Here is an 18,730-nt window from a genome sequence, read left to right on the forward strand (position 1 = left end):
CCGAAATTAACGTTGGCACGCTTGGTTTTGTTTAGTTTTCAAAGATCATTTGGAGCGGGTGAAGGGAATCGAACCCTCATCATCAGCTTGGAAGGCTGAGGTTTTACCACTAAACTACACCCGCATATTATATGTTAGTATGACTCGACTGGTCGGGAAGACAGGATTCGAACCTGCGACCCCTTGGTCCCAAACCAAGTGCTCTACCAAGCTGAGCTACTTCCCGTTAAAAAATGGCGCGCCCGAGAGGAGTCGAACCCCTAACCTCTTGATCCGTAGTCAAACGCTCTATCCAATTGAGCTACGGGCGCATATCTGATTGGAAGTAATTCGTTCGCCTCTTTATGAAGCAACTTAATTATCATACCATGAACCGTTGTTTCGTGTCAATAACTTTTTTAAAATCTTTTATGGTGCGGCCGAGAGGATTTGAACCTCCACGGGGTCGCCCCCACTAGGCCCTCAACCTAGCGCGTCTGCCATTCCGCCACGACCGCGAAAGAAACAATGGTGCGGGTGAAGGGACTTGAACCCCCACGTCACAAGGACACTAGATCCTAAGTCTAGCGCGTCTGCCAATTCCGCCACACCCGCATGGTGTGTAAATGGTGAGCCATGAAGGATTCGAACCTTCGACCCTCTGATTAAAAGTCAGATGCTCTACCAACTGAGCTAATGGCTCATACAATTATGAGTAATTAAAAAATAAAAATGGCTGGGCTAGCTGGATTTGAACCAGCGCATGACGGAGTCAAAGTCCGTTGCCTTACCGCTTGGCTATAGCCCATCAAACTTTATCAATCGCTTCGTCGAAAACCAACTACTAAAGCAACAGGATTATATAATAACATAATCTATTTACTGATTCAAGCTTTATTTTTAAAACTTGGTGGTGAGAACTAACCATATATAATAGGTACGTTTATCATTACTTTATTAAAATCACCTTATTACAACAAATACCATTACCTAGCTCTAGGAAATAAATAGGAGGTGAACATTTGATACTACTCAAATGTGTTCACTTCCTCCCTTTAACTCATATGATTATGACCCGTACGGGAATCGAACCCGTGATACCGCCGTGAAAGGGCGGTGTCTTAACCGCTTGACCAACGGGCCATGTTTTTATATGGCGGAGAAGGAGGGATTTGAACCCTCGCGCCGCTCACGCGACCTACACCCTTAGCAGGGGCGCCTCTTCAGCCACTTGAGTACTTCCCCATATGGCTCCGCAGGTAGGACTCGAACCTACGACCGATCGGTTAACAGCCGATAGCTCTACCACTGAGCTACTGCGGAATAGTTCATAAAGACTTTCTTTATTATATTGACTAAGGGTTGTCCTGTCAAGACGCCCTATCAATCAATAAAAATTAGTTAGCCATCAGCGACGGCTTTTATAATTTATCACAGCAACATCCTAGTCGTCAACCCTTTTTAATAAGATAGATCTTACCGCCACATTTTCCGCAAAATAGACGAGTTGTATCAACCTTTCTCTTTCGGTTATAATCTTGACCACAATTTTTACATTTATACACGAGTGATGGCCTGGTTACTTTCACATCTCTTCCTATAGGTGTACAAAACCTAGGTGCTCCTACTTCCTTCATTAATACCCTAAAGTCTTGATCTCTATGTTTGTACCCTTTACCTTCTAAATGCAAATGATAGTGGCAAAGCTCATGCTTAATAATACCGATTACTTCATTAAGGCCATGCTCTACGAAGTATTTAGGATTAATTTCAATTGCGTGCGTTCTTAATAAGTATCTTCCTCCAGTTGTTCTAAGTCGATTATTAAAAACGGCTACATGGTTAAATGGTTTATGAAAGGAGGTAATGGAAATATCTTCAACCAGTTGTTGTAGCTTTAAATCATTCATTGATAATCCTCCAAAATTTAAAGTAACAGTGTACTAGCAATCTGCATACATTATAAACACCCATAATCCATTATAGAGATTAAGGAGGTATGAGCAATGCCAAATTGGTTACAAAGTCAAATGCAACGTGCTTTCTATGAAAAAAACCATTATCAAATAAAATTACTTAATCAATGCTGGTTTTTCTATAAAGAAAAACACTGCTCATAAAGCAGTGTTTCTTTTTAACTGCAGTTCTTTTCTAATCACTGTTTTCGCAAAGATTGTTTTTCCGTACAAAGTACTAATATACAGTAGTACTAGAGCAACTACCTTTTAGAAAAGAGCCTTAACTCTTTACCATCGTAAGAGCTACTCTTCCCTTTTTAAAATCTACATCATCAACCCATATTGTAACAACATCACCTACTGATACGATATCAAGAGGATGCTTCACAAAAGATTTGCTTAATTTTGAGATATGAACAAGCCCATCTTGTTTAACACCAATATCTACAAATGCTCCAAAGTCTACAACATTACGAACCGTACCTTGCAATTCCATCCCTTGTTGTAAATCTTCTAACTTTAAGACATCCTTCTTTAATAAAGGTTTTGCCACATCATCACGTGGATCTCTTTCCGGTCGGATTAATGCATCACAAATATCCTTTAATGTAATCTCACCAATCGAAAGGATTTCAGCTGTTTCTTTTAGATCCAGATTAACGACTTTATTTTTTAAATCTTCACTCCCTAAATCAGTGACAGCTGCTTCTAATTGATTAAGTAATTTTTTTACCTCTGCGTACCGTTCAGGATGAATACTAGTCCGGTCTAGCGGTTGGTCACCTTCTAATACTCTTAAGAAACCAATACATTGTTCGTATGTTTTAGCACCTAATCTAGGTATTTCCTTTAGTTGCTTACGATTAGAAAAACGACCAAGTTCTTCTCTTTTTTTGACAACATTATTAGCTACAGTCTTACTTAAACCAGCAACATATTGAAGTAAAGAGGATGAAGCTGTATTCACATTCACTCCTACTTGATTTACGACCATTTCTACAACGAACGTTAATGAGTCATTCAATTTTTTTTGTGAGACATCGTGTTGGTATTGACCTACCCCAACAGATTTCGGGTCAATTTTCACTAACTCTGCAAGTGGATCTTGAAGTCTTCTGGCAATTGAAACAGCACTTCTCTCCTCTACTTGCAAATCAGGGAATTCCTCTCTTGCTAAATCAGATGCGGAATAGACACTTGCACCGGCTTCATTAACAATTAGATACGATGCTTCACCGTTGTTTTCCTTTAAGATTTCTGCGATAAATTGTTCCGTTTCTCTAGATGCCGTCCCATTACCGATTGCAACTACTTCAATCTGATATTTTTTTAGTATTTCTGTTATCGTTTTTTTTGCTTGATCCATTTTATTCACAGGTGGATGTGGATAAACAACTCCAATTTGATGCATTTTACCTGTTTGATCCACTACAGCTAATTTACAACCTGTTCTAAATGCCGGATCGACACCAAGTACCATTCTACCTTTTAGCGGTGGCTGTAAAAGTAAGTTTCTAAGATTTTCAGAGAAAATATGTATAGCCCTATCCTCTGCCTTTTCAGATAACTCCTTACGAATCTCACGCTCAATTGACGGTTGAATCAATCGCTTATAGGCATCATCAATTGCCTGTATCATGATATCTTTTACGATTGTTGCCTGGTTCGTCAATAGTTGTTTTTGTAAGTAGCCGATGATTTGCTCATGAGGAGGTTGGACTGAAATACGTAATATATCTTCTTTTTCCCCACGATTAATAGCAAGCACTCGGTGTGGCACTATTTTTTGAATTGGTTCTTCGTAGTCGTAATACATCTCATAAACATTTTTTTCATCTTTCTCTTCATCCTTTACCACCGATAACATTTTTCCACGTTTAAAAGTTAATTCGCGAATCCATTGACGATATTTAGGTTCATCAGACAGTTGTTCAGCAATTATATCCTTTGCACCTTCAATTGCTTCGTCGGTTGTATGGACTTCCTTTTCCTCATTAAGAAATTCTTCCGCCTTCTCATTTATACTTCCTACACTAGGCAATTGTAGTATCCACTGTGCTAGTGGTTCAAGACCCTTCTCTTTTGCTACTGTTGCTTTCGTACGTCTCTTTTGTTTGTACGGTCTGTACAAATCCTCTACCTGCTGAAGTTTCATTGCTTTTTTTATATCGGATGAAAGTTGCTCTGTCAATTTACCTTGTTCATTGATAAGGCGAAGCACTTCTTCTTTTCGATTTTCTAGATTTTGTATGTATACCCATTTTTCAGATATATCTCGAATTTGAACTTCATCCAACGCACCTGTTTGTTCTTTTCGATAGCGCGCAATAAACGGGACTGTATTCCCCTCTTCAAGTAAATTTATTACATTAGCTACTTGTTTTAAATTTATAGAAAGATCGATACTAATAAATTTCATAATTTGATCTTGTTTTTCTACCATTATAAGCCTCCAAAAGCAATCCATGCCTGATTTTTAATCTATTGTAATTTAAGCGTCTGTAAACATTTTACCAAACATATGGACCCTATTAAAATATTTAACCTATTTTTCTTCTCATGTTCCTAATTTCACAACGAAAACCCCCTATCTCATTTCGTATAGAGGTTCGTCCAATAACACATATTGTTTGTTGCTTTTGACTTCGCAAAATAATTGGAATTATTGGTGGGTAAAACTAATAAAATCATAAATTATAGAGAAAACAGCCCAATAATAAAAAATAATAGTCGACCCTCTATTTCTTATATTTCTAAAATAGTTGGCCGACTATATAGGTCAAGTCATCATGACGTGTTTTAGTATACTCTTCTAATCGCCCTGATAAATCTTCAACTGAATGGGCATTGTATAGTAAAGATTTGATAGCAGGTAAGACTAAACCGTCAGTATGCATAATGAATTTGGATCCTTTTTCATATGAATATGTTTTAGTACGATACTTTTGAGGCTTTCCAGATAAGTACCCCAAGAGTGGAAGTGGATAGATATATGAACCTGTTGGTCCACAGAGTACGAAGCGAATGTTCCCAACTGAACTATATGTAAATTCATTTCTTTTGAAATCGATCTTTAGAATGGAGACTGTTGCCCCACGCTTATTCTTAAGTTCATAATTACATAAATCAATGAGCACATCTAAATCTTCATGATGCTTTTTTTCAACTAAAGCACTAATTGCTGAGGATGACTCGTTCGCATGTTCTCCACTACCCAAACCATCAGCCAAAGCACATATAACATAGTCTTCTGTCGCTTTAATATAAAAGCTATCTCCACAACAGATCTTACCTTCCTTCGGTAACTGATAAGCTAATGTATGGACAAAGTTGTTAGATTCACGAAAAATCATCTATTTAACTCCGGTGGCCTATCCTTTGAGAGAGCTTCCTTTAACTTTTGAATCGCTCTCCTTTGCAGCCTTGAGACATGCATTTGTGAAATACCTAGTTGTTCACCAGTTTCCTTTTGACTCTTATTCATAATAAATGTACAGTCTATGATCTCTTTTTCTCTATCTGACAATACATGGAATACACTTTGTAGCATAAGCTTTTGGTTCACTTTTTCATATCCATCGTCTTGAGATCCAACAACATCAAGGATTGTCACAGTACTTCCTTCCGAATCTGCTTCAATTGAATGGTCAACAGATAAAGCCTGATAGCTTTTACCCATTTCCATCGTCTCCAAGACCTCTTCTTCTGTAACATCTAAATAGTCAGCTATTTCCTGGACTTTGGGTGATCGTTGATTGTCATTAGTTAGCTCATCGATAGCTGCCTTTATCTTCGGTCCTAATTCCTTGATTCTTCTTGGGACATGGACACTCCATGTCTTATCCCGTAAGAATCGTTTAATTTCTCCAATAATTGTAGGAATGGCAAAAGCTTCAAATGGCTTGCCAATTGTCGAATCATATCTTCTAATTGCTCCTAATAAACCAATCATACCAACTTGTCTGAGATCCTCATGAAAACTTTTCCCTCTAGAATATTTCCTTGCTAGGGTTTCAACTAAACCTGTATAGTTTTCTACAAGAGCTAACTGAGCACTTTCACTTTCTGTCTGCTGGAATTCGTTAATTAGCACATTTACTTCTTCTTTATTTAGCCTCATAGTTTGAGATGGTTGTGCCATGATCTATTCGCTCCCCACTTAAATACTTAATCATGAAGACTGTAACACCTGAATTATCAAGTACACGGACTTCATCCATGAGCGTTTCCATCAAATATAGACCCAACCCTCCTTCTGGAAGCTGGTCAATTGGACTTAAAGCAGAATAGGGACCAAGTTCGTTTTTCTTTTGTTCAAAATCAAAGCTTTCACCATTATCAGCGATCATTACCTCTAGACGGTCTTCATATAGTCCAAACCCGACAACAACCTCTCCACCCTCATCTATCTTGTAGGCGTGTTGCACAGCATTTGTACATGCTTCACTAGTGGCAATCTTTAAATCTTCAATAACATCATAGGAATACCCCATTCTACTCGCTATTCCAGACAGGGTTAGTCTAACAATACCTATATATTCCGACTTAGCTGGTACCTTCATTTCAATATAATCTACTAATTGCATCATTGTACCCCACCCTTTGATTTTGAAGATATATCAATGATATCACTTAGCCCTGTTATGCTAAACAAGCGCTCCAATCGTTCTGACAGTTCTACAAGTGTTAATTGTCCCTCATTTTTCCTAACCATCTTTAACAATCCTACAAACACTCCTAAGCCTGTGCTATCCATATAAGAAACCTCTTTTAAATTTACGATCAAATTAGGATTAGATTCTTCTGCAAGTGGCGCTAAAGCCTCTCTTAACTTAGGAGCTGTAAAAGCATCAATCTCACCCGCTACTGAAATCATTGTGTTACTTCCAACCTTATTTATATCAACATTTATATTCATCCATTTTCACCTCAGAAAGACTATTATGTTATTCCTTACCCCAACAAGAAAGACATTAAACCTTTCTTCTAAGAATTATTAATGTAAAGTCATCCCTAAGCTGGAAATCCTGCATTTTTTCAAAGTGTTTGTAGATCTTTTCGACAATTTCTTGTGCTGGAAGGTCATTATACTGGCGTATCAAGTCTGTAATAACTGATCTTTCTACAAAACCATCATCTGTCCTTGACTCGGTAACTCCATCTGAGAGAAGCACAATCATATCACCGATATCAATTTGTTTTTCATATTGCACATAATTCACATTATGATCTACCCCTAAAACAAGTCCCTTTGTCACCATATCTTCAAAAAGATCAACGGAGGCACGATAAAAGAAACCTGGTTCATGGCCTGCTGAAGCATATGTAAAGATATTTTCTTTTATGTTATACATACCATAAAACATAGTAATAAACATACTAGGATCTACATTTCTTTCAACAACTCTATTCAGGTTTTCTAAAATCTGATTAGGATTTTTACGGGACTCTGGAAAGCTATCCATCGCATATTTTATCATCGACATACATAAAGCAGCTGGGATTCCTTTGCCGATAACATCAGCAACTGCTATGCTTACCCCTTGATCATCCTCAATAAAGTGATGATAATCCCCATTCATCTGTTTGGCAGGTACACTAATAGCACCAATATCCAAAGCTTCAGTTACTGGAATCGACGATTCTAGTAAGGTTTCTTGGACATTAGCAGCAATTTCAATTTCAGATCTGATTTCTAGTTGTTGATACCGTAAACTTTGATGTTCTTGATAGGCAAGACCATACCCCATCATTACTTCTAGCAGAAAATCGAATGAAGAGAGAACCTCACTTTTTAGATCAGGAAACAACTCCAGAAGAACCTTTCGATGCGTACTGACGATTTCTTCAGGAGGTATTTGGTGTTCAATTGATTTTCTACTAAATTTTTGACCTTGGTAAAGCGCAGTTTCTGTTTGTGCATGTATATAATTTTTTAATAGTTCTCGATATTTCGGCTCTAAAAAGTCACGATAATCCATATATATCCTGTGAATTAAAATCTATTCATATCAATTTCACCTATTAGAAGTCACGAGATATAAACAGTACGTTTTTTACCTCAAGCAATTCCTACAATCAGGTACTACCTAAAAAGAATAGATTCTAAATACCAGGATTACACCCCCTTCAGTTGAAATTCTTGGCTCTTCATAATGTTAAATACGGTGATAGATCCTAGCTTGTTAAATACCACTAGCCGTTAATTCAATCACTATCCTTTACGTAGCCATTTTATTGCTAGAATAATAGTTCCCTCTCCTACCGAAGAAGTGATATCGAATTCATCCATTAGGCGCTTTACCCCTGGCAAACCGGCCCCTAATCCACCTGATGTTGAAAATCCATCCTCCATCACCTTACGGATATCTGGTATTCCCGGCCCATTGTCACTAGCTCTAATTCGTAAACCTTTTTTACCATCTTCATTTATGGAGTCTATTTGCATATCACCTTGTCCTGCATATAAATATATGTTTCGAGCAAGTTCCGATATCGCTGTTGTTATTCTCGCTTGATCAACTGTACCGAAGTCAAGCTCTTTTGCAACATTACGCCCCAGTTGACGAGCCGCAACTATGTCCCATTCGGTGACAATTTTAACACAGGATTGGTTTTCCATACTTACTCCCCCAACTCCTGTTGTAGTGTTTCAAGGCCTTTTTCTAAATCCAAGGCAGTTTTAACATCCTCAAGTTCAATGCCTAACTCAATCAAAGTAATTGCTACTGCAGGTTGCATGCCTGTAAGTACAACCTTTGCTCCCATCAACCTTGACATGTTAATAACATCACCTAGGACCTTTGCTATAAATGAATCAATTATATCTAATGAAGTTAGATCAATCACAACTCCATTTGCGCCCGTTTCATGAATCTTTGCAAGCAGATCCTCTTGAAATTGAAGGGCGGTTTGATCATCAAGTTCCCATTGAATTGATATTAATAAACAGTTATATAACTTTAAAATTGGTATTCTGGCGTTCATTTTTTACCCCCCAATGTAATTATTTTTCTATTAGTCATTTCTAACGCTGTCTCTATACCCTTTTGCAAACTATTTTTTGTGATTAATTGACTTAAGTCAATACCAAGAGTCACAATTGTTTGAGCAATTTCAGGTCGAATTCCTACAAGCAAGCATTTTGCACCAACAAGTCTTACTGCCTCTGAGGCCCGAATAATATGATGAGCAACCATTGTATCAACCACCGGTACACCTGTTATATCAATTAAAACTACCTCTGCTCGATGCTTCACAACACCCATTAGAAGATTTTCCATGATCTGTTTTGCTCTTTCTGTATCAATCGTTCCCACTAAGGGCATAACCACAATATTATCAAAAACTGGTATTAACGGTGCTGATAATTCTTGGAGGGCTATTTTTTGGAGAGAAACGGTCTTTTCCCAAGATGTTGCATATTGATGTAGTACTTCACTATTAATAGGAGTCATCCACTTATCAAAAGCCCATACCAATTTTAATTTCTCATCTTCCGGTTGATCTATTGTCATCATTTCAAACAAAACTTTATTCATTTCTGTTAATCCGTTTGATATATATTTTAGTGACCAACCTAACTGAACAATTTTTTGAGAAAATAAACTTATCTTATTTAGAGAATCTTCCTCTAGACTATTTAAATTATATAACACTATATTAATATATTCGTTGAAAACATTCGCATAAATTTGATCAGATATAACGGTTATCTTCTTATTGTCACCTAGTTCTTTCATTCTTTCTGTCCACTTATTTAACATATCATCCCGGTTTACAAGAATAAACTCATAAAAGGGATTTGATGATTGATTTATCATATTAATCCTCCTAACATAAACGAAAACACAACATTCATTCTAAATTATACAGATTTATTGGTTTTAAAAAAAGCAATATAATATTTACATCTTCTAAATTTACTTTACATCCGAATATATATAATTGATTTTGCACCATTAAAAATTGGTTAACTTTAAATTAAGTTTGTTGATTTGACACTAACTTGCACCATACTAAATACAAAACATTAATAATTGTGATTAAATTAAAAAGGTTGCTTATAAAGCAACCTTTTTTGATTTAACATATCATTTTTATTTTATTTACATATTAAAAGTCAATAAGTCCTAGGCTTATTTGCAAGGCTTCATCTACCTTATCCATCATTTCATCATCGAGATGAGTGATTTTATCGGTAAGCCTTTGCTTATCAATCGTTCGAATCTGTTCAAGAAGGATGACAGAATCCCTTTCAAACCCGTATCGCTTTGCATCAATCTCAACATGAGTTGGCAATTTTGCTTTTTGAATTTGGGCCGTGATTGCCGCTATAATAACTGTAGGACTAAAGCGGTTTCCAATGTCATTTTGGATAATTAATACAGGACGTACGCCACCTTGTTCCGAGCCTACAACAGGGGAAAGATCAGCAAAGTATACGTCACCGCGTTTGACAATCAAATGATTAACCCCCGCTTACTAAGCGTTCAACGGTATGGTCAGCCTCAGATTCTGCCAGGAATGCTTCAGATGCAATGTTAAGATTAATTTTCGCCATCTCCATGTAACCACGTCTCATGGATTCGCGAATTTGACGCTTTTTACGCTCACGAAGATACATCTTCGTTGCTTGATAAATAAGCTCGTTTCTGTTTCCATTCTCCTGATTTACAAGTCCATCCAATTCTGATACTAACGCTTGAGGTAACTGAATTAAGATTTCTGTTGTTGCGCTGGATTCAGACACAAACATACACCTCCACCAAACTTACCACCCAAATATTTTCTTCCAAATTTAATAATACCATTTACAGCCCAAGAAGCAAAGCATTTTCATTAGTAAAGTAGGTGTATGGTTAAGCTCCACCTAGGAAAAAGGGAAAATCCCTTTCAGGTTAATCACCAACGAAATAAGGAATTTTGCTACTACAAGAACGACTTACTATCCCCATGTTTACTAGGAAACTGACTCTTGCATCAATCAAAGAACGAGATAAACTTTACCTAAAATAGACTACAATACATAAACCAGTTACTTTCATTCAGCTAGCCAGTCCTTAGCCAGCTAAATAAGGTTATACATTTATACATCATTCAAAGCTCTTTTCAAATCTTTGTTAGTGCCATCCCATTAACACTTACTTATATTATTTAACTCGATGACAATAAAGAGCTTACTTTAAAAGCCATTTTCTATTATCGACATATATATAGGGTAATTATTCATCTTTATGAAAGCATTTCACATCTAATAATCTTTTGACTGCTTTTCCAGCAGGGAATTGCTTGTCTCTATTTCATGCTCTGCCCTAAAATACACACGAGGCACTCGTGATGATATCATACATGTTATCTCATAATTAATTGTATCTAGTCGGATAGCAACTTCATCTACCGGGATTTTTTCTTCATTTTGTTTTCCAATTAGCGTCACTTTAGTACCGACAGGAAGTTGGTAAGGAAGCTTGACCATACATTGATCCATGCAAATTCTTCCGATTAATTGTGCTCGTTTGCCATCAATTAACACCTCTGAATCCTTTAGACTTCGAGTCCATCCATCAGCATAACCAATGGGCAAAGTGCCTATCCATTCTTCATCTTTTGCCTCATAGGTTGCTCCGTAACTTACCTTCGTTCCTTTTAAGACCTTCTTCACATGAACCAATTTGGTTTGAAGCGAAAAGGACTCCTCTAATTTATAAGGTAATTCATTCTTTATTTCTAGAGAGGGCGATAACCCATACATTGAGATACCAAGTCTTACTGCATTATATAGCTTGTCTGGGAATCTAAGACCAGTTGCACTATTTCCACAATGAGTAAGCAAACCTTGATTTGGTACAAGCTCTAATATTTCTTGAAACCTATTATATTGTTTATCAAAATAGGCTAGCTCTTTTTCATCTGCTGTTGCAAAATGTGTATAAATACCTGTAATGGCCAAATGTGGTGAAGCCTCACAGAATTCAAACATAGGAAGAACCTCTTCTTTTTCTCTTATTCCTATTCGACTCATTCCAGTATCAACCTTTATATGAAGAGGAAGAACACCTGATTGCAAATAGAACTTAGCCTTAGTTAGCCAATCTAATGAGAAAACTGTTAGCGTTAGGTTATGTGTAATAGCCAATTCCACATTTTCTGGTCTGGTTGCACCCAATACTAATATTGGTGCATGAATACCTGCATTTCTTAACGCAATCGCCTCATCCAAAAAGGCTACCGCTAACATCGTTGCCCCTGCTTCTAACGCAGTGTTTGCAACTTGTACTGCCCCATGACCATATCCATTTGCTTTTACAACAGCAATTATCTCAACATTTTTTCCAATATGTTCCTTCATTAACTTGACATTTTGTGTAATTGCATCTAAATTAATTTCAACCCAAGTATCACGGTAAAATCCAAACGACACCCTACTCCACTTCCTTATCTAACATTTCTTCTATTCCAATTATCTCGATTCCAATATAGAAAAGTCAAATAATGAAGAAAAATAAAAGTAAATATTCATGAGTCGATTAAACCGAATTGCCCTGACTTCTCTTTTTTCTGTTTACTATCACCTGTCTAAAGGTTTTAAATCATAAAAAAGAGACTGACTCATATTGAAAGGGTCAGACCACATTAACTCAATATAAGAATTTTACTAAGTAGTAAGTTCATATATTAGAGTTTCTTGAGGTCCGACCCTTCTGAACAGTCTCTTTTTATTTTGCAGCTTGACCTTGTACTGATTTTGCCACCTTAAGCATTTCATCTTCGGTTAAGTCTTCCGAAGCGAGCATATATTCAACCCCATCATGAGTCCATGTTAATGTTGACTCAGACATTGCCCCAATTGTAAATCCAAGATCTGCTGGATGCCCATTAACATAGGTTGAGCTAGAAGCAGAAGCAGGAGCTGCAATCTCAGCATTTTCTTGAATTAATGTAAATGATTTCTCTCCACCAAAGCTAAGGATGACACGCTTTCCGTTCTCAGTTTCAACTTCGGCCTTTTCCAATAGTTCCACACCACTTGGCTGCTCAAGAGGATATTTCACTGCAAATGGTTTACTGTCTCCAGTAGCCATTGTAGGTACCTCAATTTGTGCACTAGACATATTCTTCTCAACATCGAATGAATTTTCATCGAATGAAGCATTAAATTCAAAACTGCTAAATTCAACAATGACAAGTGGATTTCTGTCGGTATCCATTACCTTAACCATTGAAGGAGATAATTCCTTTTTATTAAAGGTAATCTCTTGATTTGGGAGCATTTTATTATTCTGATAATTTGTTTTTGTTTCAAAAACATATTTGTCCTCGGCTACATTAAACTTTGCTTCAGGGTCATTTAAAATATCTTTTATCAATGACTCGTAAAGATAGGCTTGACTACTATTTTGCGGCCAGTCACTTTGGAATCGAAAGCTTTTATTAAGTGCTGGGGTTAGCACAAAGACACCCTCGTCATTCCGCAAAATCATTTGGCTTTGTTCCTTCTGGGAATTTTTCAGATTTACCCGGTAGTACGTCGGTCCCTTATGCCATATTTCAATTTCATACTCTTGTGGCTCACTTCCAGTTTGTAGCGTCATCTTTCCTTTAGCCTTATAACCTGACATCTCATCAGTCTTCTTTTCTAACGCCTTAACTACATCTTCCTGTGATTTCTCGCCACATGCCGCGAGAACAAGTACTGTTAAAAGTCCTACTAAAAGTAACATTAAGCTCTTTTTCAACATTTTCAACCCCTTTGCCTTATATAACATTAAAATGGATAAAACTGTTTGCAAGACCTCATCTTAAAATAGACTAGACTCTAAACTACTTTCCTCTAACCAAAAAACAAAAGATGAACTCCATTAACAACTTGTCTTCCCTATCGCATTACCAAATATATGAGACAACCATTCCAAATATGCAGACTAAATTTAAAGCGGCAGCAACCTGACTTTTCAACAAAGTCTAAATTACTGCCGCATCTATAAGAATACTGTATACGTTTTTAAAGCCTTTTTTATACATTTCCCCTTCTAAATCGCTTCTCTACCCCTCTTTTATCGTTCTAAAATAACCTGAGCCGCTGCATATTGACGAGTATGTGTGATTGAAATATGTATGGTCGTTGGCTCAGCAAACTCCTTTAAAGGGCGTAGAATCGGTTTTCCTCTATCATTGTTAATAATCTCTATATCTTGAAAGCTTACTTCTTCACCTATACCTGTACCTACCGCTTTTGAATAAGCTTCCTTTCCTGCAAATCGACCGGCTAGAAATTCAACTTTTCTTTCCTTTGAAAGTGTTGCAAATCGTTCTATTTCAGTTATCGTTAGAATTCTTTTAATAAAGCCTGGTTGACGCTCAATAATTCTTCTAATTCGATCAAGCTCAATAATATCTAGTCCCATTCCAGTTATTATAACGAACAACACCTTCCGCAAACCATTTAAAGTACTATTTTATACAACCCGTACATATCCGTGTTAGTATGAAACCATCACAAACTCTTATTCGTCTCCATCATTTGTTCGGACGAAAAACATATACACATTATTAGTGTAGCCAACTATCTAACTCAGATAGACACCAATTGCTTATTTTTAAGTAGTTATCTTTTGTTCATATAATAGAAGCTATTCCGCTTCATTATTTTTCAAATTCTTTGAATAGCTTCAACGCACAAAGTAAAAATTCAAAAGTCTATCTATCTTTACTTATTAATATCCTGTTGCCTAGATTATTTAGTACTTAAGAATAAAGTTTCAGAAAAAAGTCTAAATAGACTATAATTCACTATAAAAAGAAAAGGAGCAAAATAATGTTTACTAGAACGGAAAGCTTTCAGACATTCATTCGTTTATATCCAGTCGTTTCAACACTTATAGGCATCCATCTATTATTTTGGTTGCTATTTCAAATTCCGATACCCGCTCTGCAAATTTCGTTACAATTATTAGATGGGTTTAATGCAGGAATTGCTAATGGAGAATATTGGAGACTTGTTACACCCATTTTTCTACACGTAGGATTAGGACACCTTTTCTTTAATTCCATATCGCTTATTTTATTTGCACCAGCATTAGAAAAAATACTAAAAAAGGTGAAATTCACTCTCCTTTATGTTAGTGCTGGTATATTCGCGAATATTGCAACATACCTAATTGAACCACTACAGTATTCACATTTAGGTGCATCAGGAGCTATATTTGGTTTATTCGGGGTTTATCTCTTCATGGTCTACTTTAGAAAGGGTATGATAGACCAAGCAAACTCTCAAATTATCATAAGTATACTAGTCATTGGCTTAATCATGACATTTATTAATACTAACATTAATATAGTCGCACATATCTTTGGATTTATTGGCGGGTTTGCCTTAGCTCCCCTCTTCATAAAGCCTAGAGGAAACTTTGTCCATCAGAACTACTACAATACTAGCAACCAACGTTCGTTTTCAATAAAAAGAATTAGCACGAAACATATTATTTGGGTGATTTTCGGATTATTTATCATTCTAGGTGTATTTTTCCGTTTTAAATAGTAAAAAGGATGAGTGTGACTCATGAGGCCCTTAACCATTTGGGAATGAGTCACACCCTTTCTCTCTATGCTTTTGAATAGGAATACCAATTAACTAACTGATCGTTATCGGTATGATCTATATCCTTTACTGTAAAGTGGCTTCCAGCGATACCAGACTTAATTGACACCTCGAATGTTTGCAATAACCTCTTTTTTTGAAAATAATTGGTTTTACTTTTAATCGATTGGACTCTGTTGCGATGAACAAGTACAGTTGTTTTTGATACTAAACGAAAGGTTAGTTGCAACTGGTCTCCAGATATCCTCCACCCTGCATCTTTATAAGAACAATAACCCCAATAGACCCCGATAAGGATCATAGCTAATGAAAGGTAGCCCCACGGCGCTAGGAAGTATGCTACTGGGACACTAATGATGATAGCTGGGATTGCCTTCCTTACTAAATAACGCGGCATAGATCGTTTTGGTAATTTATTTAGTTCCAAGCTTTTTTGAAAATGAGGTAGATATTGTTCCAAAAGCGGGGTAATCTCCTTTTTCGAAATAACAGGAAATAATAGTGTCGCAGACCCCTCGTCCCCTACACTACCACTTGCACTTTCAATATAGACAGATACATACCCAAGAAGTTGTCTCAATGGATTTTCGACAATTCTAATCGCTTGAATTCTTGATATAGGGATTGTTACTTGTCGTTTTTCAAAGATTCCTCTAGAGATCTTCAGATCATTTTCCTCTTTTATGACAGTAAAGTAAGCATATTTAAGTAATACACCAATAATACTTAAAATCCATGCGATTAAAAACGCGATAAAGACCAACATTGCATATAAGGTAAAACTAGCATGAGTAAGAAATTCAAATCTACTAAAAATCTCCTCAAATGGAATGATTTCATCAATCTGTGATATAAATGCAGCAATTGCTGATAAAATGACTCCAATGCCACTTGAAGTAGAAGCAGCTACAAATAAATCCTTCATTTTCATTTTATACGTCGGAAGGTCGGGTGCGTTCACTTTCTCTTGTTCCACATTTATTTGGGGAACACTCTGTTTATAAGTTGCAATTGCTTTTTGAATTCGCTCTGCTTCTTCACTCTTTATCGCTGTTAAAACAGCTTCGGCTTCAATCCCCCCTCCAGCAGTCTCTATTTGCACTTTGACCAGGCGGAAGATCTGCTGAATAATCCCAGCACTACTATTAATCGATTGGATTCTTTCAATCGGAATATATCGCTTTTTATTAACAAAGACACCATGTTCAATCCTAAGTTCTCCATCTTCAACCCAATAACTAAATTTCCACCATTCCAAAAAACTCATGACCACGATTACAATAAATAAACAACTGGCTCCAATAACAAAATAAAAATTAAGGTTGCCATTATTACCAAAGATAAAGAATACAATAGCTGGAATGATATATGATTTAATGATTGAAAGAAAACTCAGTATCATTCCTACCGGATGAATTCGCTTCGGTTCAAACATCATCATCTGTCACCCTAGCCAATTTTGAAATATGATCTCTAAGAATATCTGCTTCTGTTAAGTCTAGAGCTGGTATCTCATGCTTAGTAGCTGCAGTAGAGATTTCTATTGATGCTAATTTGTATTTACGCAACAATGGCCCTTGATGGGTATCAACATGCTGAACTCTAACCATCGGAACAAGAACTCTTTTAATAATAAATAAGCCAAACTGGAGATCAATTTCGTGTTCGTGGACCTCATAACGCCAGACCCGATGCTTTAGAATCGGAACAACAAAGATCGATACTACTGTGTAAACTAACCATACAATAGAAACTCCGATTGTAATCCAATAGGAGAATTCAAGAAAATACCCCCCTATTCCTACACCTATCACAACCAATAGGAGAATACTAGAACTTATAAGTGCGCTTAGCTTCCATACTGTTAAAGCCTTTAAACTAATTTTATTCTTAGGTAGCTCTCTCAATTGTCTCTCCCCTTAATATAAGACCTAACCTCCATAAAAAAGGCTGTCTTCGAAAAATCGTTGTTTTTCATAATAAGCACTTAAATTCGTACTTATCCTGACTTCGTGCCCTTTTCATTTAATGACTTTGCCATTACTTTATAAATAGCTACGATTTCTCCAGAAATAATCTAAAGGCCGATTTTTAGAAGTTTGTTGCCCTCAAACTTCTAAAAAGGGCTTTGAAAAAGAAAATAATCCCATTTTATTATAGCATAATAGGACTAGTTTCTTTCTTATAGATTTTCAAGTTTTGGAGAATAGCTATATCCGCTAAAGCTCATTTTATTTTAAAGGACGTTTTATCAATCCACTCTAACTCAGAATAGCCTTTTAAATCATCAACTAACCGAAAAAGTGCGTTATCCTTTTGCTTTGCCTCGATCATACAATCAAGCTGATCCACACTTCCTTTAATACTTGTTAAAAAATCCATAAACATTTTCACATCAACATAATCAGAATGGGCACGGAACTCTTTTTCATTCTTAGGGCTAGAAATATGCATTTTTACTGATAAACTTGAATTTTTCCATGTGCGAATTACTCTTTCCCAATGTTGCTCCCATTCAGGCTCATCATGAAATGCTAAATGATGATGATAATCAAACACTTGGGGTACCCCTAGTTTCTCGCATAAATACAGAGCATCTTTTAGGTGAAAAGTCGTATCATCATTTTCTAACATAAGCATCCTCTGTAACGAAACAGGAATTAGGCCCCAATTATGGATAAATTGCTCCAATGCCTTTTCTTTATCTTCATATGCTCCGCCAATATGCAATACACAGCGGTGTTCAGTATCCACTCTCATTCCCTTCAATAACATTTTATGCATACGTAAAGTTTTAAGCGACATCTTAACAATGTCTGTTTGCGGTGAATTTAAGACAACAAAATGATCTGGATGAAAGTCCACTCGAATAGGATGTTGATCTAAAAAATCCGCTATGGATGCTAATGAATCAGATAAATTGCTCAAATAATGCCAATCTTTAAGTTCATCATGATTAGCTAGTGGGATTAGCTTTGAACTGAACCGAAAAAAGTGAATGTCATGAGCAAGACTATGCTTTAATAACCTAAGACAGTTTGCTAAATTTGTTTGTGATATTTTTTCCAGCTTAGCAATCGCCGCTTCTCTATCATTAATTTTCTTGAACTGGGTGAATGTCATTGTCTTAGAGGGAGAACAATTTTGAAGATTCATACTCATCGCAACGTAGCCTAACCTTACAATTGTCATT

The 18,730-nt window shown here is 36.4% G+C and carries 20 protein-coding genes and 10 tRNA genes; 2 read left to right on the forward strand and 28 right to left on the reverse strand.

What is annotated here, in order from left to right; translation table 11 throughout:
• Positions 1–50: 50 nt before the first annotated feature.
• The 11 genes from AC6CHR_RS20815 to AC6CHR_RS20865 all read right to left on the reverse strand — a co-directional run bounded on the left by AC6CHR_RS20815 (position 51) and on the right by AC6CHR_RS20865 (position 1,889).
• Positions 51–124 (reverse strand) — tRNA-Gly (locus AC6CHR_RS20815).
• Between the two features lie 25 nt (positions 125–149).
• Positions 150–226, reverse strand: a tRNA-Pro gene (locus tag AC6CHR_RS20820).
• An 8-nt stretch (positions 227–234) separates the two neighbouring features.
• Positions 235–311 (reverse strand) — tRNA-Arg (locus tag AC6CHR_RS20825).
• Between the two features lie 100 nt (positions 312–411).
• Positions 412–497, reverse strand: a tRNA-Leu gene (locus AC6CHR_RS20830).
• An 11-nt stretch (positions 498–508) separates the two neighbouring features.
• Positions 509–594, reverse strand: a tRNA-Leu gene (locus AC6CHR_RS20835).
• Between the two features lie 12 nt (positions 595–606).
• Positions 607–682 (reverse strand) — tRNA-Lys (locus AC6CHR_RS20840).
• Between the two features lie 30 nt (positions 683–712).
• A tRNA-Gln gene (locus AC6CHR_RS20845) sits at positions 713–787 on the reverse strand.
• 263 nt (positions 788–1,050) lie between these two features.
• A tRNA-Glu gene (locus AC6CHR_RS20850) sits at positions 1,051–1,122 on the reverse strand.
• 11 nt (positions 1,123–1,133) lie between these two features.
• Positions 1,134–1,224 (reverse strand) — tRNA-Ser (locus AC6CHR_RS20855).
• A gap of 3 nt (positions 1,225–1,227) precedes the next feature.
• A tRNA-Asn gene (locus AC6CHR_RS20860) sits at positions 1,228–1,302 on the reverse strand.
• Positions 1,303–1,430: 128 nt separating this feature from the next.
• Complete coding sequence (locus tag AC6CHR_RS20865) at positions 1,431–1,889, reverse strand: SprT family protein (protein WP_498250952.1); 459 nt, start codon at positions 1,887–1,889, stop codon at positions 1,431–1,433.
• Between the two features lie 96 nt (positions 1,890–1,985).
• On the opposite strand from AC6CHR_RS20865, the gene cmpA reads away from it, so the two are divergent.
• Complete coding sequence (gene cmpA, locus AC6CHR_RS20870; RefSeq protein WP_498250953.1) at positions 1,986–2,099, forward strand: cortex morphogenetic protein CmpA; 114 nt, start codon at positions 1,986–1,988, stop codon at positions 2,097–2,099.
• Positions 2,100–2,217: 118 nt separating this feature from the next.
• Here the strand turns inward: cmpA and AC6CHR_RS20875 are convergent, their stop codons facing one another.
• From AC6CHR_RS20875 to acpS, 14 genes are all read right to left on the reverse strand, one after another.
• Positions 2,218–4,380 (reverse strand): Tex family protein, encoded by a 2,163-nt coding sequence (locus tag AC6CHR_RS20875; protein ID WP_498250954.1) that lies wholly within the window; start codon positions 4,378–4,380, stop codon positions 2,218–2,220.
• Between the two features lie 310 nt (positions 4,381–4,690).
• Positions 4,691–5,290, reverse strand: coding sequence for a PP2C family serine/threonine-protein phosphatase (locus AC6CHR_RS20880; RefSeq protein ID WP_498250955.1), 600 nt, complete (start codon positions 5,288–5,290; stop codon positions 4,691–4,693).
• Positions 5,287–6,078, reverse strand: coding sequence for an RNA polymerase sigma factor SigB (gene sigB / locus AC6CHR_RS20885; protein WP_498250956.1), 792 nt, complete (start codon positions 6,076–6,078; stop codon positions 5,287–5,289). The genes AC6CHR_RS20880 and sigB overlap by 4 nt, the downstream gene beginning before the upstream one ends.
• Complete coding sequence (gene rsbW, locus AC6CHR_RS20890) at positions 6,044–6,526, reverse strand: anti-sigma B factor RsbW (RefSeq protein WP_498250957.1); 483 nt, start codon at positions 6,524–6,526, stop codon at positions 6,044–6,046. The genes sigB and rsbW overlap by 35 nt, the downstream gene beginning before the upstream one ends.
• Positions 6,523–6,855 carry an anti-sigma factor antagonist gene (locus AC6CHR_RS20895; protein ID WP_498250958.1) on the reverse strand — a complete coding sequence of 111 codons (333 nt, stop codon included), beginning with the start codon at positions 6,853–6,855 and terminating at the stop codon, positions 6,523–6,525. The genes rsbW and AC6CHR_RS20895 overlap by 4 nt, the downstream gene beginning before the upstream one ends.
• 55 nt (positions 6,856–6,910) lie before the next feature.
• Positions 6,911–7,918 (reverse strand): PP2C family protein-serine/threonine phosphatase, encoded by a 1,008-nt coding sequence (locus tag AC6CHR_RS20900; RefSeq protein ID WP_498250959.1) that lies wholly within the window; start codon positions 7,916–7,918, stop codon positions 6,911–6,913.
• 233 nt (positions 7,919–8,151) lie between these two features.
• Positions 8,152–8,559: an anti-sigma regulatory factor gene (locus AC6CHR_RS20905; RefSeq protein WP_498250960.1), complete on the reverse strand. Its 408-nt coding sequence runs from the start codon at positions 8,557–8,559 to the stop codon at positions 8,152–8,154.
• Positions 8,560–8,561: 2 nt separating this feature from the next.
• Positions 8,562–8,924, reverse strand: coding sequence for an STAS domain-containing protein (locus AC6CHR_RS20910; protein ID WP_498250961.1), 363 nt, complete (start codon positions 8,922–8,924; stop codon positions 8,562–8,564).
• Positions 8,921–9,760: an RsbT co-antagonist protein RsbRA gene (rsbRA, locus tag AC6CHR_RS20915; RefSeq protein ID WP_498250962.1), complete on the reverse strand. Its 840-nt coding sequence runs from the start codon at positions 9,758–9,760 to the stop codon at positions 8,921–8,923. The genes AC6CHR_RS20910 and rsbRA overlap by 4 nt, the downstream gene beginning before the upstream one ends.
• Before the next feature lie 292 nt (positions 9,761–10,052).
• The gene (gene ndoA, locus AC6CHR_RS20920; protein WP_026562078.1) at positions 10,053–10,403 is read right to left on the reverse strand and encodes a type II toxin-antitoxin system endoribonuclease NdoA; all 351 of its coding nucleotides are present in this window, start codon (positions 10,401–10,403) and stop codon (positions 10,053–10,055) included.
• Positions 10,404–10,407: 4 nt separating this feature from the next.
• Positions 10,408–10,689 carry a CopG family ribbon-helix-helix protein gene (locus AC6CHR_RS20925; RefSeq protein ID WP_498250963.1) on the reverse strand — a complete coding sequence of 94 codons (282 nt, stop codon included), beginning with the start codon at positions 10,687–10,689 and terminating at the stop codon, positions 10,408–10,410.
• 501 nt (positions 10,690–11,190) lie between these two features.
• Positions 11,191–12,360, reverse strand: coding sequence for an alanine racemase (gene alr, locus AC6CHR_RS20930; RefSeq protein ID WP_498250965.1), 1,170 nt, complete (start codon positions 12,358–12,360; stop codon positions 11,191–11,193).
• A gap of 295 nt (positions 12,361–12,655) precedes the next feature.
• Positions 12,656–13,675 (reverse strand): LolA family protein, encoded by a 1,020-nt coding sequence (locus AC6CHR_RS20935; RefSeq protein WP_498250966.1) that lies wholly within the window; start codon positions 13,673–13,675, stop codon positions 12,656–12,658.
• A 318-nt stretch (positions 13,676–13,993) separates the two neighbouring features.
• Positions 13,994–14,356 carry a holo-ACP synthase gene (gene acpS / locus AC6CHR_RS20940; RefSeq protein ID WP_498251058.1) on the reverse strand — a complete coding sequence of 121 codons (363 nt, stop codon included), beginning with the start codon at positions 14,354–14,356 and terminating at the stop codon, positions 13,994–13,996.
• Between the two features lie 398 nt (positions 14,357–14,754).
• Between acpS and AC6CHR_RS20945 the strand changes: the two genes are divergently transcribed.
• Positions 14,755–15,477, forward strand: a complete 723-nt coding sequence (locus AC6CHR_RS20945; RefSeq protein ID WP_498250968.1) for a rhomboid family intramembrane serine protease — start codon at positions 14,755–14,757, stop codon at positions 15,475–15,477.
• A 64-nt stretch (positions 15,478–15,541) separates the two neighbouring features.
• Here AC6CHR_RS20945 and AC6CHR_RS20950 read toward each other — a convergent pair whose 3' ends face one another.
• From AC6CHR_RS20950 to uvsE, 3 genes are all read right to left on the reverse strand, one after another.
• Complete coding sequence (locus AC6CHR_RS20950; RefSeq protein ID WP_498250969.1) at positions 15,542–16,972, reverse strand: PH domain-containing protein; 1,431 nt, start codon at positions 16,970–16,972, stop codon at positions 15,542–15,544.
• Complete coding sequence (locus AC6CHR_RS20955) at positions 16,965–17,444, reverse strand: PH domain-containing protein (protein WP_498250970.1); 480 nt, start codon at positions 17,442–17,444, stop codon at positions 16,965–16,967. The genes AC6CHR_RS20950 and AC6CHR_RS20955 overlap by 8 nt, the downstream gene beginning before the upstream one ends.
• A gap of 319 nt (positions 17,445–17,763) precedes the next feature.
• Positions 17,764–18,729: a UV DNA damage repair endonuclease UvsE gene (uvsE, locus tag AC6CHR_RS20960; RefSeq protein WP_498250971.1), complete on the reverse strand. Its 966-nt coding sequence runs from the start codon at positions 18,727–18,729 to the stop codon at positions 17,764–17,766.
• Position 18,730 lies beyond the last annotated feature (1 nt).

This window comes from Metabacillus sp. GQ13, assembly GCF_059758525.1.